Here is a 15971-nt window from a genome sequence, read left to right on the forward strand (position 1 = left end):
TTTAGTGGTGCCGACAAAGAAAACGACTCCTGATTTTATTCTAATGATAGTTACATTTACACTGCTGGCAATTGGGCTTATTATGGTATACAGTGCAAGCGCTATTTGGGCGGAGTATAAATTCAATGATTCCTTTTTCTTTGCCAAAAGGCAGACCCTGTTTGCAGGGGTAGGGATTGCTGCCATGTTTTTTATTATGAACATAAACTATTGGACATGGAGAACATGGGCGAAAACAATTTTAATTGTATGTTTCGTTTTGTTAATTTTGGTTTTAATTCCGGGAATCGGAAATGTACGAAATGGTTCACGAAGCTGGATAGGAGTTGGCGCATTTTCCATCCAGCCTTCTGAATTTATGAAACTTGCGATGATAGCCTTTTTAGCCAAGTATTTGTCTGAACGGCAGAAATTGATTACCTCCTTTAAAAAAGGGCTTGTGCCCTCATTAGGAATTGCCTTTGTCGCCTTTGCAATGATAATGCTGCAGCCTGACCTGGGCACTGGAACAGTAATGATCGGTACTTGCGTGGTAATGATTTTTATTGCAGGTGCCAGGGTAAGCCATTTTGCCTTTTTGGGATTATTAGGAGTGGCAGGGTTTGTTGGTTTGATTGCCTCCGCACCGTATCGTATTAAAAGGATTACTTCTTTCTTAGATCCTTGGTCTGACCCACTGGGGAGCGGATTTCAAATTATCCAATCACTTTATGCGATAGGTCCTGGAGGTTTATTCGGACTCGGACTTGGTGAAAGCAGGCAAAAGTTTTTTTACTTACCTGAACCGCAAACGGATTTTATCTTTGCGATTCTTTCAGAGGAATTAGGCTTTATTGGCGGATCGTTTATCTTGCTTTTATTTGCCCTTTTATTATGGAGAGGAATCCGTATCGCTTTAGGGGCACCTGATTTATACGGCAGCTTTCTCGCGGTGGGAATTATCGCAATGGTAGCCATTCAAGTCATGATCAATATCGGGGTTGTGACAGGTCTGATGCCGGTTACAGGTATTACCTTGCCATTTTTAAGCTATGGAGGATCCTCGCTTACCTTGATGCTGATGGCAATAGGTGTTCTCTTAAATATTAGCCGCTATTCTAGATATTAAAGGATACCCTGTGGTGGCAGGGTTCTTTTTATTTTACAATTAGATAACATTCTTTTGTCATTTGCTTTCTTTATTCGGTTTTTATAGTAAGATAGGAATGCATTCAGGTTTTAAATCGTTAATGAGGTGGAAAAATGAAAATAGTAGTAAGCGGCGGGGGAACTGGCGGACATATCTATCCTGCACTCGCCCTCATTAGAGAAATCCAAAAAGAAAACAAAGAAGCTGAGTTTTTATACATAGGAACTATTAATGGTTTGGAAAGTAAAATTGTTCCAAGAGAAAATATTGCTTTTAAATCCATCCATATTACGGGTTTTAAAAGGAAGCTTTCCTTTGAAAATGTTAAAACGGTTATTCGATTTCTTAAAGGGGTTCAGGACAGTAAAAAAATTTTAAAAGAGTTTAAACCGGACATTGTCATTGGGACTGGCGGGTATGTGTGTGGACCTGTCGTTTATGCTGCTTCTAAGCTGCGTATTCCAACGATTATTCACGAACAAAATAGTGTCCCTGGTCTGACGAATAAATTCTTAAGCCGCTATGTAAACAAGGTAGCTATATGTTTTGATGAAGCAAAAGAATTTTTTCCAAAGGAAAAGGTCGTTTTTACTGGGAATCCCCGCGCTTCTGAGGTGATTGGCAAGGATGGAATTAAAGGGAGGCTTTCTGTAGGACTAAGTACAACTAAGCCGGCAGTGCTCATCTTTGGCGGCAGCCGCGGGGCACGTCCAATCAATGAAGCTGTTGTCAAGTCTTTATCGGATTTTGCTGAAAAACCTTACCAGATTCTCTATGTTACTGGAGATGTGCATTTTGAAGATGTTAAAAAAGAAGTGGAGTTAGTTGGGAATCCCCAAAATGTTGTGATAAAGCCGTTTATTCATAATATGCCAGAAGTTTTGGCCGGTATTGATTTAGTAGTCTCAAGGGCAGGGGCAACATCTTTAGCCGAAATTACTTCACTAGGTATTCCAAGCATCCTAATTCCAAGCCCATATGTGACAAATAATCATCAAGAAAAAAATGCCCGCTCTTTAAGTGACCATGGAGCAGCACAACTTTTATTAGAAAAAGAGTTAAACAGTAAAAGTTTAATTGGACATATTGATCGAATCCTTTTAAATAGCGAAAATCTTAAGGAAATGAAATTAAAAGCAAAAAAAATGGGTGTTCCCGACTCCGCTAACAGGCTGTTTCAGGTTATGGATCAGCTAGTTAGGGGTGTACAAAAGTAGCCCGTATTCATTTTTTGCATAGACTATAATATACGTATGTTTGGAAAGTTAGGTGGTAAATTTGGACGGAATCTTAGCGGAATTGCAAGCTTCAAAAATTGGGAAAGTAAAGGAAAATGAACTTCTTGCCCATCACACCACAATTAAGATTGGCGGACCTGCCGATATTTTTATAGAGCCAACCTCTGTAGCAAACTTAAAACAAGTAATGGAAATTATTAAGAAGCATCAGATTAATTGGCGAGCCATTGGGAGAGGATCGAATCTTTTAGTTTCTGATAAAGGGATTGAAGGAGCCGTAATAAAACTCGGGTCAGGAATTGATCATCTTGATATAAATGGGACGGAAATCACAGTTAGCGGTGGTCATTCCCTTGTTAGTTTATCTACGCTTATTAGTAAAAAAGGGCTTTCGGGCCTTGAGTTCGCAAGCGGCATCCCGGGGTCAGTCGGCGGAGCAGTTTATATGAATGCAGGGGCACATGGATCAGATATTAGTAAAATCCTCACGAAAGCCCATATTTTGTTTGAAGATGGAACAATGGAATGGCTGTCAAATGAAGAAATGGAATTCTCCTACAGGACCTCTGTCTTGCAGAAAAAGCGTCCCGGCATAGTTGTCGAAGCTGTTTTTCAGCTTGATGAAGGTGAAAAGGGAAATATTGTAGCGCAGATGCAAAAAAATAAGGATTATCGAAAAGAAACTCAACCTTGGAATTACCCATGTGCAGGAAGTATTTTTCGAAACCCTCTGCCCAATTATGCAGGAAAATTAGTGGAAGTAGCCGGATTAAAAGGCTTCAGTATTGGCGGAGCAAAAATCTCTGAAATGCATGGGAATTTTATTATCAATGCAGGCAATGCAACAGCAGGAGATGTGCTGGCATTGATCCAGCATGTGAAGGACACCATCTATAACCTTTATGAAATTAGAATGGAAACAGAAGTTGAGATAATTGGAAGGAAATAGAAATTAAATGCTAAATTTATCCTTACTTTTATAGTAATAAATTTCTTACGAATGACAAATTTTGTGGTATAATTACTGATAATATTATAGGTGCGAACTCTCTAAGTAAACGAATGACGGCATGATTTTTCGTGCCGTTGTTTCTCTTTTCAAGGTATCATTTAAAGAATGAATGGACAAGCTTATTTGTGGTTATTTTAGGGCAGCTGCTTTTATGTTGGGGGAATTATGAATGGAAAATGGTAAAATCGTTGCTCTTGAGGATCGTATTCCAAAACTAAAAGAACAAAGAAGGCGTAAAGCAAACAGACGGCTTGTGCTTTTGCTGATTTTGTTTTTTATCATGATCGTTGCGGTAGCCTATACACAATCACCATTAAGTCATATTAAGACGATTACAATTAAAGGTAATGAAATATATTCTAAAGATGAAATCATCCGAAAAAGCGGCCTTTCAAATAATACGAATATTTGGAAAGTTAGAAAGGATACTGTCGCTTCAAAAGTGGAGCAGCTTCCTGAAATTAATAAAGCTGATGTAAAGAGAGAGTGGCCGAACACCATTCTAATCCAAGTAAAAGAGCATAAAAGAATCGCTTATTTAAAAAAGGATACATCCTACTTACCAGTTATGGAGAATGGACAAATACTTAAAAATAGAAAAACGGAAATGATCCCAGTTGATTCTCCGATTCTATTCGATTTTAAAGAAGGGGCAGCTCTGAACGAAATGGTTAAGGAGCTGAAAAGTCTTCCAAGTGAAATAGCAAACTCCATTTCTGAAATTCATTACACTCCCAAAAAAACAGACCGGTACCACGTTTCCTTATTTATGAATGACGGCTTTGAGGTTAGTGCCACATTAAAAAGCTTTTCAGAAAAGATGGTGCACTATCCTTCTATTATTGGCCAATTGGATCCTAATAAAAAAGGAATTATCGACTTGGAGGTAGGGTCTTATTTCAGGGCTTTTGAAGCAGAAGTGGAGGAAAAGAAAGTTGAATAGGATGAAGGTGAAGGGTAAACACGTTGTTCTGTCTTTTGTCTGCCTTGTTTTAGGATTTATGCTTGCTTTCTCCTATCATTTGACGCAAATCGAAAAACAAAAAGAAAAGCCCAATTTATCAGGAAAGCAATATGAAAAAACACTTACACTTAGAAATCAATTGATTGCCCAAGAGGAGACCAATCGAAAACTGCAAAAAGAATTAAATCAAAAGCAGGATAAAGTACAAAAAAATGAAAAAAATCTCGCAAAAGAGGCCCAAGTGTTTCAAAATTTAGCAGAAGATGCTGAAAAATACAGGATGTATCTTGGTAAGGTAAAAGTAAAAGGCAGCGGGGTAAAGGTTACCCTTAGTGACGGTGCTTACGATCCTAAAGAAGATAACATTAATAATTACCTCGTCCATGAACATCATGTATTTAAAGTAGTCAATGAACTTTATATATCGGGCGCAGATGCAGTTGCGATAAATGGGCAAAGACTTACAAGTCATTCTTATATTGTCTGTAATGGCCCGGTCATTACAGTAGATGGGATTCAGCATCCTGCACCTTTTATTATTACAGCAATCGGCGACCCAGATGTGCTCTCGTCTTCATTAAATCTTACCGGCGGGGTAAAGGATCAATTGGTTAATGATAATATTATTTTTTCTTTAGAAAAAGAAAGTGACATTACGCTTAATCCAATTTTAGGAAGCTGATTTAACAGGATTTTGCTGTCCACGAAAAACAAAAAAGGTAAGGTGAAAAAAGTGGACAAACAAAAATTAAGTATTAGTTTTACCTTGGTAGCAGCGGTTGTGGGTTTTATGATTGCGATTCAATTTCAAACCGTGAAAAAGCCTGAAGAACGGGATACTAGAGATATTTGGCAGCTCCGGGAAGCCCTTCTGCAAGAAAAAGAGCTGCAGTCTAATTTATTGACTGAAATTCGTTCTAATGAAGAAAAACTATCAGCCTATGAATCTAAGCGAAAGCAAAGCAAGGAACAGGCCTTAAGGGATACATTGCAGGAATTAAAGATTGAGGCTGGTTTAACCGAGGTAACAGGACCTGGAATTACATTAGAGATTGAACCTGTTGTTGAAGATATTCAAATAGGAGATCCTGTCACAAGGGTTGTTTCACCAGAATTATTAAAGAGATTATTGAACGAATTAAATATGTATGAAGCCAAATATGTTTCCATTGACGGTCAACGAATAATTAATACAACCGTTATCAGGGATATCAATAGAGAGACAAAAATTGATGGCCATTCCATTAAAAGTTTACCAATCGAAGTAAAGGTAGCTGTTGCTGATTCCAACACGGCTGAAAAATTATATAATCGGATGAAAGTATCAAAAGCAAGGGATGAATTTTTTACTGAAGGCTTGAGGCTGAATGTCTCGGCGCCTATTCCGAATATTAAGGTGCCTGCCTATGATAATCCAATTCGTATTCGGTTTTTGGAACCGATTAAAGAAGGGGTCGGTACCTAATGTGGCTTCCGTTTATGGGACTAGTAATTGGAATCATTCTTGGTTTATTGACTGAGATCCGAATTCCAGAAGAATATTCAAATTATTTGTCGATTGCTGTCTTAGCTGCATTCGACACGTTATTTGGTGGAATTCGCGCATATTTGCAAAATATTTATGATGAAAAGGTGTTTGTATCGGGCTTCTTTTTTAATATTTTGCTTGCTGCAAGTTTAGCTTTTCTCGGTGTACATCTTGGTGTAGACTTGTATTTAGCAGCAGTTTTTGCGTTTGGTGTCAGATTGTTTCAGAATATTGCTGTAATTCGTCGAATATTATTGACGAAATGGTCAACAAACAAAGAAAAATTAGAAAAAAGTTGAAAATTTTTAAAGGGAATCATTTTAGTTGTGACGAATATTTTTATAAGATATGTCTTGAACATTAATTGAACAAAGAAAATTGTTGTTCTATTTTAGGAAAAATAAAGGAGGTGCCAGAGAATGAACAGCAATGAAATATATGTTAGCCTTGACATCGGTACATCCAGTGTAAAAGTAATCATTGGTGAAATGGTTCATGATTCAGGAAAAGGCTCGTTAAATATTATAGGTGTCGGAAATGTAAAATCTGAAGGGCTTCGTAAAGGTTCGATTGTCGATATGGATGATACGGTTCATTCTATTAAGCGGGCAATTGAGCAGGCGGAAAGAATGGTAGGAATGGAAATCAGGGAAGTTGTCGTTGGAATTCCAGGACACCATGTTATGCTTCAGCCTTGTCACGGTATTGTAGCTGTTTCTGGCCAAAATCGAGAAATTACTAATGAAGATGTTATTCGTGTCATTGAGGCTTCCCATGTCGGATCTATTCCTCCAGAGCGAGGAAACATGGGAGTTATCCAAAGGCAATTTATCCTAGATGGTAAAGATGAAATAAATGACCCGCGGGGAATGATTGGTGTCCGATTAGAGATGGATGGAACGTTAATTACAGGTTCAAATTCCGTTTTAGCCAATACAATCCGCTGTGTCGAGCGCGCTGGTCTTAGTTTTTCTGATATTATCCTTCAGCCGCTGGCAGCAGGAGAGTATGCTTTATCCAAGGATGAAAAAAACCTTGGTGTCGCTTTGATTGACCTAGGAGGCGGTTCCACTAACATCTCTGTTTTTCAAGATGGTTTTATTACCGCAACTAGTGTCATTTCAGTTGGCGGTGACCATATCACAAAGGATATTTCTGTCGGACTCCGAACTTCTACTGAGGACGCTGAAAAAATAAAGATGAAGCATGGACATGCCTTCTATGATGAGGCATCAGAAGATGAAGTGTTCAGTGTTCCGATTATCGGCAGTGATCAGCACCAACAATTTAACCAATTGGAAATTTCTGATATTGTTGAAGCAAGGATGGAAGAAATTTTTGAATTGGTTGCCCATGAGTTAAAGCGATTGGGTGTAACTAGTCTGCCGGGAGGATTTGTTTTAACTGGCGGCGGTGCCAATATGCAAGGAGTTTTGGATCTTGCTCAAGATATGTTTCAAAATCCAGTACGGATTGCAGTACCAGATTACATTGGTGTAAGAGAACCTCAATATACAGCAGCGGTTGGCTTAATAAAATATGCTTATAAGAATGCTAGATTACCAGGTGGTACGATCAGCTCTTCATCAGCAGTATCTGAGCCAATTGAAAAGAGAGTACCAAAACAACATCAACCAAAAGCAAAAGTAGAAAAACATCCGGAAGAAAAGATGTCATCAAAAGTAAAAAAATTCCTTGGTTACTTTTTCGAATAGGCATAATCGAAAAGGTATATCGACGAATTAGGAGGATTTGTCATGTTAGAATTTGATACAAATTTAGATTCTCTTGCAACCATAAAAGTAATCGGAGTTGGCGGCGGTGGTAATAACGCCGTAAACAGAATGATTGAACATGGCGTACAAGGTGTAGAATTTATCGCAGTAAATACTGACGCACAAGCATTGAATCTTTCAAAAGCTGAAGTGAAAATGCAGATTGGTGCAAAGCTGACCAGAGGTCTTGGAGCTGGTGCGAACCCAGAGGTTGGAAAAAAAGCCGCAGAGGAAAGTAAGGAGCAAATCGAGGAAGCATTGCGCGGTGCGGACATGGTATTCGTAACGGCAGGAATGGGCGGAGGAACTGGTACAGGGGCAGCACCTGTTATTGCGCAGATTGCTCGCGACCTGGGTGCTTTAACAGTGGGTGTTGTTACCCGTCCATTTACTTTTGAAGGCAAAAAACGTTCAAATCAAGCTTCTGGCGGAATTGGATCAATGAAAGAGGCAGTTGATACTTTGATTGTTATTCCAAATGACCGGCTTCTTGAAATTGTTGATAAGAGCACTCCGATGCTTGAGGCTTTCCGTGAAGCAGACAATGTTCTTCGTCAAGGGGTTCAAGGTATTTCCGATTTAATTGCAACACCTGGTCTTATTAACCTTGACTTTGCTGATGTAAAAACGATTATGTCAAATAAGGGCTCAGCGTTAATGGGTATTGGTGTAGCTTCCGGTGAGAGTCGCGCCACTGAAGCTGCAAAAAAAGCCATTAATTCACCTTTATTAGAAACATCAATCGATGGAGCACAAGGTGTTTTAATGAACATTACCGGCGGGACGAACTTAAGCCTTTACGAAGTTCAAGAAGCAGCTGATATCGTTGCAACGGCAACCGATCAGGAAGTAAACATGATTTTCGGTTCTGTTATCAACGAAAATTTAAAAGATGAAATTATCGTTACCGTTATTGCAACTGGCTTTAATGAAGAAGTCATTCAGCCAAAGGTAACCCGTCCTACTTTTGGACAGAATAAAGCTCCGGTAAATCCGATTAAGAGAGAACAGCCAAAGCGCGAAGAAGTTCATCAAGAACCAGTTCGCAATAACAGCTCTTCTCAAGAAGAAACACTTGATATTCCTACTTTCCTTCGTAACCGGAATCGTAGACGTTAATATAAAAAAGTATTGTCCTTTTTGGGCAATGCTTTTTTTTTGCTCTGTTAAAGAAAAAATGTTGGTAAGTATATAACTCTGTTGATTGGAGCCGCCTGGAGCGCAAATCAACAGCCATGTCAAAAAGAACATTTATTCATAATATTATCTGACAAATTCCTTAAAGAATAGTGAAAATTTCTGTTTTTTTGATTACAGAAAGTGACACACTTTTAGTCCTCTACTACGTTATACTTTTTCGTAACAGATTAATAGAACTCCCAATAAGGAGGAAGCTATTTGGTTGTTTATTTAGATGTGATCTGGGCTCTTAATTTGTTCTTTGATAGCCTTCTTCTTTATTTAACAGCTATTTTTCTAAAAAGAAGCATACGAATCTGGAGATTATTGGCTGGGGGATTTATTGGCTCACTAATTATTCTATTAGCCTTTACACCAATAAATGTCTACTCAAACCATCCAATCGCAAAACTGTTATGCTCCGTCATGATGGTGCTGGCAGCTTTTGGATATAAACGGTTGTCTTATTTTCTCAAAGCGTTAATGACGTTATATGTTGCTACCTTTTTAATTGGCGGGGCCTTATTAGGAGCCCATTATTTCATCCAATACGATCCTGAGTTAACCACAAAGGTTTTAATGTCGGGTGTGAAGGGTTTTGGTGACCCAGTCAGCTGGTTATTCGTCCTAATTGGTTTCCCGGTTGCCTGGCACTTTTCAAGGAAAAATATAGAAGGTATGGAAATGACGAAAATCCAATTTGAACAAATCGTCAATGTCAGCTTGAAAATAGGCAGTGAAACATTTGTTTTTAAAGGATTAGTTGATAGCGGCAATCAACTTTATGACCCGTTGTCAAGGCTCCCGGTAATGTTTGTATCCATAAAAAATCAATTGGATGCAATTCCTGAGCAAATTAAGAAAATTGCCGCAGATCCAGAACCGCTGATAATGGGGAGTGGGGAGGTTTCGGATGAATGGCAAAATAGACTAAGAATTGTTCCTTGCAGGGTGGTAGGACAAGAGCATCAGCTCATTGTGGCCATTAAGCCCGATAACATATTAATCGAACAAAATGGTGACCAGTATTTATGCGAAAAGGGTCTTGTATCCTTCACCATGCAGCAGCTTTCGGCAGATGATGCCTTTCAATGTATTGTCCATCCGAAAATGCTGACAGGACCGAAGCAGCAAGGAGGGTCTGTGAAGGTAAGTTAATAATACTATACTCAGAAAAACATATTTTAGAAGGAGGAACATGAATGAAAAAGTGGAAACTTCGCTTATCCTACTATTGGTATAAAATTTTAATAAAATTAGGTTTAAAAACAGATGAAGTATATTATATTGGCGGAAGCGAAGCATTGCCGCCTCCTTTAAGTAAAGATGAAGAAGAAATGTTATTAAAAAAACTACCTGGCGGTGACAAGGCAGCAAGATCGATATTAATTGAACGAAACCTTCGTCTGGTTGTTTATATTGCCAGGAAATTTGAAAACACAGGGATAAATATTGAAGATTTAATTAGTATAGGGACAATTGGTTTAATTAAGGCGGTTAATACCTTCAATCCGGAAAAGAAAATAAAACTTGCTACATACGCTTCCAGATGTATTGAAAATGAAATCCTGATGTACCTAAGGAGAAATAATAAAATCAGGTCAGAAGTTTCATTCGACGAACCATTGAATATTGATTGGGATGGGAATGAGCTATTGTTATCAGATGTACTGGGCACCGATGATGATATCATTACCAAAGACTTAGAGGCGAATGTTGATCGGAAGCTGCTCACTAAAGCTTTACATCAGCTAACCGATCGTGAGAAACAAATCATGGAGCTTCGTTTTGGTTTAACAAATGGCGAGGAAAAAACGCAAAAGGATGTTGCCGATATGCTTGGAATTTCCCAATCCTATATTTCCCGGTTAGAAAAAAGAATTATTAAAAGATTACGAAAAGAGTTCAATAAGATGGTTTAAGAAATTTTTTTCTACCAAAAAAAACCTATAGTTCCGTGATTTTATTGCAATTTTCGACAAATATGCACCTGTCCACTTGTTTGGACAGGTGCATATTTTTCCTCCTCAAGGAAATACTGTTTTTTGTACAGCAGCTCCTGTGAGGAGGGAAAAGAATTGACTCGAAATAAAGTTGAAATTTGCGGTGTGGACACGTCAAAACTTCCTGTATTAAAAAACGAAGAAATGAGAATTCTCTTCAAGCAAATGCAAGAGGGCGATATATCCGCTAGAGAAAAGCTCGTAAATGGAAATTTGCGCCTTGTACTAAGCGTGATTCAACGTTTTAACAACCGAGGTGAATTTGTTGACGATCTATTTCAGGTAGGCTGTATTGGACTAATGAAATCGATTGATAACTTTGATTTAGGTCAAAACGTAAAGTTTTCCACTTATGCCGTACCAATGATTATTGGAGAAATAAGAAGATATTTGCGAGATAATAACCCTATTCGTGTGTCCCGCTCCTTAAGGGATATCGCTTATAAAGCCCTTCAGGTTAGGGAACGACTCATGAGCGAAACCTCACGTGAACCGACTGCTGAAGAAATCGCGAAGGTTTTAGAGGTACCACATGAAGAGATTGTCTTCGCCCTCGATGCCATACAGGACCCAGTGTCTTTATTTGAGCCAATATACAATGATGGCGGCGACCCGATTTATGTCATGGATCAGTTAAGTGATGAGAAAAATAAAGATATTCACTGGATCGAGGAAATCGCTTTAAAAGAAGGAATGCGTCGATTAAACGAGCGTGAAAAATTAATTTTGCGTAAAAGATTCTTTCAGGGTAAAACACAAATGGAAGTCGCTGATGAAATCGGAATTTCCCAAGCGCAGGTTTCCCGATTAGAAAAAGCAGCGATAAGACAAATGAATAAGAATATCCAAAGCTAAGCTGTCCAATGGGGCAGCTTTTTCTGTTACTAAATCGACCATCACAATCATATATTCTTTATAGTACAGGAACTGGGAGTGGTATGTGTATGGTTAAAATTTCGGATTTCCAGATAAAAGATGTCGTAAATGTAGCAGATGGTAAAAGATTGGGCAATATTGGCGATATTGAGATTAACTTAACCACTGGAAAAATAGAAGCAGTCGTGATTTCTGGCAGCGGCCGAGTACTGGGCTTTTTTGGGAAGGATGAAGACATCGTCATCCCTTGGAAAAATATCATTAAAATTGGTGAGGATGTCATTTTGGTAAGGCATAAAGGAAGTGTAGAAAGAATTTCTGAAGAAGCAGAAGTTTGAGCTTTGTCATTAGCGGTGACCATTTTTTCAATTCATGATAAACTAAAGAAAAACATTAGAGGTATGAACATGGAACCCTTTGTTTTAAAAAATAATTCAATTTTGTTAATAGACACTTGGACCGAGCAATATCCAGGACTTGTTGCAGGAATGACAACGAAGAGCGGGGGGACGAGTAAAGGGAATTTTGAAACATTAAATCTTGGCTTTCATGTTAACGATAATGTTAATGATGTAGGTTCGAACCGAGAAATAGTTTCTGACCTGCTTGATTTCTCAATAAATAATTGGGTGGGTGCCGAGCAGACTCATGATACTTTTATAAAAAAAGTTTCAAAAGCAGATCGTGGTTTAGGTGCTGTTTCCTATGAACAGTCTTTCAAGGGGACGGATGGTTTTTATACAAATGAAGAGGGAATTCTTTTAACTCTTTGCTTTGCTGACTGTGTCCCTCTTTTTTTTATTGCTCCAGAAGCACGTATGATAGGGGCAGCCCATGCTGGCTGGAAGGGAACAGTTGGAAAAATAGGGGGAAAGATGATAGAAGCTTGGAAAAAAGAAGGTATAGACCCTGAACAGATATTTGTCGCAGTCGGGCCATCAATTTGCGAAAAATGTTATATTGTGGATGATCGTGTCATTAACTTAGTTGAAAATACACTAGAAGATGTCGAAGGAAAACCATATAATCTAATTAGGGATGGTCAATATTCTTTAGATTTACGTGAAGTGAATCGGCAAATCCTACTAAATGCGGGGATACCCGATAAAAATATTAGCGTAACAGGATTTTGCTCAAGCTGTCATCATGATTTATTTTTTTCCCATCGACGGGATCAAGGCAGAACTGGAAGAATGTTAAGTTTTATTGGCTGGAAGGAGACTAACGATCATTTATGAAGGTAGCAGCAAAGTTAGAACAAATAAGACAACAAATAAATGAGGGATGCCTAAAAGCTAATAGGGATCCTGACGAAATAAAGTTGATTGCTGTAACGAAATATGTCAGCACCGAAAGAGCGAAAGAAGCGTTAGAGGCGGGCATTTATAATCTGGGTGAAAACCGTGATGAAGGACTTCTTGCAAAGTGGGAAGTGCTCCAGGACAAACCTATTTGGCATTTTATTGGAACACTACAGACTCGTAAGGTAAAAAACATTATCGATAAGGTTGAATATATTCATTCCTTGGACAGACTTTCGCTGGCTGAAGAAATTAATAAACGTGCGAAACGGAAAATAAAGTGTCTTGTGCAAGTCAATGTGTCACAGGAAGAATCCAAACATGGATTAACAGCCGATGAGGCAATTAAGTTTATTGAATCCCTCCGACCATATGAAAATATAAGTGTAGAGGGTTTAATGACGATGGCGCCATTTACGGAAGATGAAATGGTTCTGCGTGATTGTTTTCGAAAACTGAGAGAACTTCGAAATCAAGTGCAGACTTACAATTTAGATTTTGCTCCATGCACAGAGCTTTCAATGGGAATGTCCAATGATTTTACGATTGCAATTCAAGAAGGGGCAACAATGGTAAGAATTGGCACAGCACTTGTCGGTGAAGATGGTTAGGAGAGAAAAAAATGACAATTAAATCAAAATTAAAAACATTTTTCTTTTTAGATGATCAATATGAAGATAACAATGATGATTATGTAGAAGCAGTTGAACCAGTAAAACAAAAAAAGCAGCCTGTTAAACCACAAAATGTTGTCAGTCTGCAAAGTGTCCAAAAACCTGCAAATTCCAACACTTCTTCAAAAGCATCAAAAGTAATATTAGTTGAACCTCATACTTATGCTGAATCAACTGAGATTGCGGACCAATTAAAAAATCGCCGTGCGGTAGTGGTGAACTTGCAGCGCATCGATAATGAACAAGGCAGACAAATTATTGATTTTTTAAGCGGTGCCGTATATGTAATTGGCGGGGATATCCAGAAAATTGGCACAAGCATTTTTTTATGTACCCCTGATAATGTGGAGGTTTCAGGAAATATATCGGAGCTTTTTCATGACTCTGAAAATCAAATAACGAGGTGGTAAAATAAATGGATTTTATTTTTAATCTCCTTTCACAGTTATTATCGATTTATTCGTGGGCATTAATTATTTATATATTGATGTCCTGGTTTCCAAATGCAAGGGAGACAACAATTGGCCGTTTACTAACTAACATTTGTGAACCATATTTAGTGCCGTTCAGAAAGATAATTCCTCCCATTGGCATGATGGACATTTCGCCAATTGTTGCTTTCTTAGTCCTAAATTTTGCGCAAAACGGACTCCAATATTTATCTTCATTTTTTTAAATACTGTACCCTAGGTTGTGTAGACAAGAATGAACATTTATCAGCATTTCCGTCCAGAAGAACGGGACTATATCGATCAGGTATTACATTGGAAAAATTATGTGGAAACACAATATACCCCAAAGCTAACGGATTTTCTTGACCCTAGAGAACAGTATATTTTAACCATGTTAATTGGCGAAAATAACGATGTAAAGTATACCCTTTTTGGGGGAAGCGATGGAGTGGAAAGAAAAAGAGCGTTATTACTGCCTGATTATTTAACAGCCGAACAAGCTGACTTCCAGATTAGCCTGTTTGAAGTTGATTATCCGAAAAAGTTTGTCACAATCGAGCATCGCCAGGTGTTAGGGACCTTAATGTCCTTAGGATTAAAACGCGGTAAATTTGGTGACATCTTAACCAATAATGACCAGATTCAATTTTTCGCTACTACGGAAATCAGCGAATATATTAAGAGTAATCTGCAAACAATTGGCAGGGCTGGGGTTAAATTGGTGGAAACACCGCTCGAAAATGCCCTTAGCCTTCAAGAACTTTGGGAAGAAATGGAGTTAACTGTATCTTCATTACGACTGGATACGGTTATTTCTAGTATTCATCATATCTCCCGGCAAAAATCACAACTTTTTATACAACAAGGGCTTGTTAAAGTTAATTGGACATTAATCGAAAACACTTCATTTGAATGTCAAGCCGGTGATATGATTTCCGTTCGAGGATATGGACGAGTAAAAATAATGTCTTTAGACGGAAAAACTAAAAAGGAAAAATGGCGAATTTCTGCCGGAAAACAAAAATAATTCATTTTTTTGCAGGATTTTTGAAAAACATGTCGAATACTTCCTTATACATATATTAGAACAGAATTATGGAGGTGGCATCATGCCGTTAACGCCGTTAGATATTCATAATAAGGAATTTAATAAAGGGTTTAGAGGCTACGATGAGGACGAGGTTAATGAATTTTTGGATCAAGTGATCAAAGATTATGAATTAGTTCTCAGAGAGAAAAAAGAGATGGAAGAACGCTTAAATGATATGAAAGAGCGGCTAGGCCATTTTACAAATATTGAAGAGACGCTTAATAAATCTATCATTATTGCTCAAGAAGCTGGTGAAGAAGTAAAACGTAACGCTCAAAAGGAAGCGAAGCTCATTATTAAGGAAGCCGAGAAAAACGCGGACAGAATCGTGAACGAATCCCTTTCAAAAGCTAGAAAGATTGCACTTGAAATCGAGGATTTAAAAAAGCAATCAAAGGTATTTCGAACTCGTTTTAAGATGTTAATCGAAGCGCAGCTCGATATGTTGAATACAGATGATTGGGATCATTTATTAGAATATGAAGTGGATGCCACAGAATTAAAAATCCACGAAGAAGAAGATTCATTAGCTTGACGAAAGATGATAAATTAGCATATAATTTTTTAACAGATTATACTGAATAGATGGCAATTGACGATGAAAGGGACAGTACAATTTTTCATGAGGCTGTTTTAAGCGAGTCGGGGATGGTGAAAGCCCGGTAGAGCAGGAAAATTGGAAAATCACCCTCGAGTCCTAAGGTCGAACTTCTAATGGAAAAGTAGATCTTGGCGTGTTATTCACGTTAC

The 15971-nt window shown here is 38.1% G+C and carries 19 protein-coding genes and 1 other annotated feature (1 of these 20 running past the window's edge); all 19 genes read left to right on the top strand.

Annotated features, from left to right (window positions below; translation table 11 throughout):
• Positions 1–7: 7 nt before the first annotated feature.
• The 19 genes from spoVE to AC59HZ_RS07105 all read left to right on the top strand — a co-directional run bounded on the left by spoVE (position 8) and on the right by AC59HZ_RS07105 (position 15756).
• A complete protein-coding gene (gene spoVE / locus AC59HZ_RS07015) occupies positions 8–1108 on the top strand; it encodes a stage V sporulation protein E (RefSeq protein ID WP_496545121.1) in 1101 nt (366 codons plus the stop codon).
• Between the two features lie 134 nt (positions 1109–1242).
• A complete protein-coding gene (gene murG / locus AC59HZ_RS07020) occupies positions 1243–2346 on the top strand; it encodes an undecaprenyldiphospho-muramoylpentapeptide beta-N-acetylglucosaminyltransferase (RefSeq protein WP_496545122.1) in 1104 nt (367 codons plus the stop codon).
• 61 nt (positions 2347–2407) lie between these two features.
• The gene (murB, locus tag AC59HZ_RS07025; RefSeq protein WP_496545123.1) at positions 2408–3316 is read left to right on the top strand and encodes a UDP-N-acetylmuramate dehydrogenase; all 909 of its coding nucleotides are present in this window, start codon (positions 2408–2410) and stop codon (positions 3314–3316) included.
• Between the two features lie 232 nt (positions 3317–3548).
• A complete protein-coding gene (locus AC59HZ_RS07030) occupies positions 3549–4322 on the top strand; it encodes a cell division protein FtsQ/DivIB (protein WP_496545124.1) in 774 nt (257 codons plus the stop codon).
• 1 nt (position 4323) lies between these two features.
• Positions 4324–5025 carry a DUF881 domain-containing protein gene (locus tag AC59HZ_RS07035; protein WP_496545357.1) on the top strand — a complete coding sequence of 234 codons (702 nt, stop codon included), beginning with the start codon at positions 4324–4326 and terminating at the stop codon, positions 5023–5025.
• Positions 5026–5076: 51 nt separating this feature from the next.
• Entirely contained in the window at positions 5077–5808 is a 732-nt protein-coding gene (locus AC59HZ_RS07040) for a DUF881 domain-containing protein (RefSeq protein ID WP_496545125.1), read from the top strand.
• Positions 5808–6170, top strand: a complete 363-nt coding sequence (locus AC59HZ_RS07045) for a small basic family protein (protein ID WP_223596025.1) — start codon at positions 5808–5810, stop codon at positions 6168–6170. Before AC59HZ_RS07040 ends, AC59HZ_RS07045 begins: the two co-directional genes overlap by 1 nt.
• Before the next feature lie 120 nt (positions 6171–6290).
• Complete coding sequence (gene ftsA / locus AC59HZ_RS07050) at positions 6291–7586, top strand: cell division protein FtsA (protein ID WP_496545126.1); 1296 nt, start codon at positions 6291–6293, stop codon at positions 7584–7586.
• A 42-nt stretch (positions 7587–7628) separates the two neighbouring features.
• Positions 7629–8765, top strand: a complete 1137-nt coding sequence (gene ftsZ, locus AC59HZ_RS07055) for a cell division protein FtsZ (protein WP_430068933.1) — start codon at positions 7629–7631, stop codon at positions 8763–8765.
• Between the two features lie 279 nt (positions 8766–9044).
• On the top strand, positions 9045–9983 hold the full coding sequence (gene spoIIGA / locus AC59HZ_RS07060) for a sigma-E processing peptidase SpoIIGA (RefSeq protein WP_496545127.1): 939 nt from the start codon (positions 9045–9047) through the stop codon (positions 9981–9983).
• A gap of 44 nt (positions 9984–10027) precedes the next feature.
• On the top strand, positions 10028–10747 hold the full coding sequence (gene sigE / locus AC59HZ_RS07065) for an RNA polymerase sporulation sigma factor SigE (protein ID WP_223588615.1): 720 nt from the start codon (positions 10028–10030) through the stop codon (positions 10745–10747).
• A gap of 156 nt (positions 10748–10903) precedes the next feature.
• Positions 10904–11683, top strand: coding sequence for an RNA polymerase sporulation sigma factor SigG (gene sigG, locus AC59HZ_RS07070; protein WP_040204876.1), 780 nt, complete (start codon positions 10904–10906; stop codon positions 11681–11683).
• A gap of 89 nt (positions 11684–11772) precedes the next feature.
• Positions 11773–12042 carry a YlmC/YmxH family sporulation protein gene (locus tag AC59HZ_RS07075; RefSeq protein WP_430068926.1) on the top strand — a complete coding sequence of 90 codons (270 nt, stop codon included), beginning with the start codon at positions 11773–11775 and terminating at the stop codon, positions 12040–12042.
• A 69-nt stretch (positions 12043–12111) separates the two neighbouring features.
• Positions 12112–12942: a peptidoglycan editing factor PgeF gene (pgeF, locus tag AC59HZ_RS07080; RefSeq protein ID WP_496545128.1), complete on the top strand. Its 831-nt coding sequence runs from the start codon at positions 12112–12114 to the stop codon at positions 12940–12942.
• Positions 12939–13616: a YggS family pyridoxal phosphate-dependent enzyme gene (locus AC59HZ_RS07085; RefSeq protein ID WP_496545129.1), complete on the top strand. Its 678-nt coding sequence runs from the start codon at positions 12939–12941 to the stop codon at positions 13614–13616. Before pgeF ends, AC59HZ_RS07085 begins: the two co-directional genes overlap by 4 nt.
• 11 nt (positions 13617–13627) lie before the next feature.
• A complete protein-coding gene (locus AC59HZ_RS07090) occupies positions 13628–14089 on the top strand; it encodes a cell division protein SepF (RefSeq protein ID WP_496545130.1) in 462 nt (153 codons plus the stop codon).
• 5 nt (positions 14090–14094) lie between these two features.
• Positions 14095–14355, top strand: a complete 261-nt coding sequence (locus tag AC59HZ_RS07095; protein WP_496545131.1) for a YggT family protein — start codon at positions 14095–14097, stop codon at positions 14353–14355.
• A gap of 29 nt (positions 14356–14384) precedes the next feature.
• A complete protein-coding gene (locus tag AC59HZ_RS07100; RefSeq protein ID WP_496545132.1) occupies positions 14385–15158 on the top strand; it encodes a YlmH family RNA-binding protein in 774 nt (257 codons plus the stop codon).
• A gap of 82 nt (positions 15159–15240) precedes the next feature.
• The gene (locus tag AC59HZ_RS07105; protein WP_430068910.1) at positions 15241–15756 is read left to right on the top strand and encodes a DivIVA domain-containing protein; all 516 of its coding nucleotides are present in this window, start codon (positions 15241–15243) and stop codon (positions 15754–15756) included.
• Positions 15757–15810: 54 nt separating this feature from the next.
• Positions 15811–15971, top strand: a binding site (T-box leader); it runs 81 nt beyond the window's last position.

The sequence above is a fragment of the Neobacillus sp. DZ-9 genome, from assembly GCF_059587065.1.

Coding starts and splice junctions, on each gene's coding strand:
- AC59HZ_RS07100 (WP_496545132.1), top strand. CDS start 14,385: ATGAACATTTATCAGCATTTCCGTCCAGAAGAACGGGACTATATCGAT.
- murG (WP_496545122.1), top strand. CDS start 1,243: ATGAAAATAGTAGTAAGCGGCGGGGGAACTGGCGGACATATCTATCCT.
- ftsZ (WP_430068933.1), top strand. CDS start 7,629: ATGTTAGAATTTGATACAAATTTAGATTCTCTTGCAACCATAAAAGTA.
- AC59HZ_RS07030 (WP_496545124.1), top strand. CDS start 3,549: ATGGAAAATGGTAAAATCGTTGCTCTTGAGGATCGTATTCCAAAACTA.
- AC59HZ_RS07090 (WP_496545130.1), top strand. CDS start 13,628: ATGACAATTAAATCAAAATTAAAAACATTTTTCTTTTTAGATGATCAA.
- AC59HZ_RS07105 (WP_430068910.1), top strand. CDS start 15,241: ATGCCGTTAACGCCGTTAGATATTCATAATAAGGAATTTAATAAAGGG.
- ftsA (WP_496545126.1), top strand. CDS start 6,291: ATGAACAGCAATGAAATATATGTTAGCCTTGACATCGGTACATCCAGT.
- sigE (WP_223588615.1), top strand. CDS start 10,028: ATGAAAAAGTGGAAACTTCGCTTATCCTACTATTGGTATAAAATTTTA.
- AC59HZ_RS07095 (WP_496545131.1), top strand. CDS start 14,095: ATGGATTTTATTTTTAATCTCCTTTCACAGTTATTATCGATTTATTCG.
- AC59HZ_RS07035 (WP_496545357.1), top strand. CDS start 4,324: ATGAAGGTGAAGGGTAAACACGTTGTTCTGTCTTTTGTCTGCCTTGTT.
- AC59HZ_RS07075 (WP_430068926.1), top strand. CDS start 11,773: ATGGTTAAAATTTCGGATTTCCAGATAAAAGATGTCGTAAATGTAGCA.
- AC59HZ_RS07085 (WP_496545129.1), top strand. CDS start 12,939: ATGAAGGTAGCAGCAAAGTTAGAACAAATAAGACAACAAATAAATGAG.
- pgeF (WP_496545128.1), top strand. CDS start 12,112: ATGGAACCCTTTGTTTTAAAAAATAATTCAATTTTGTTAATAGACACT.
- AC59HZ_RS07045 (WP_223596025.1), top strand. CDS start 5,808: ATGTGGCTTCCGTTTATGGGACTAGTAATTGGAATCATTCTTGGTTTA.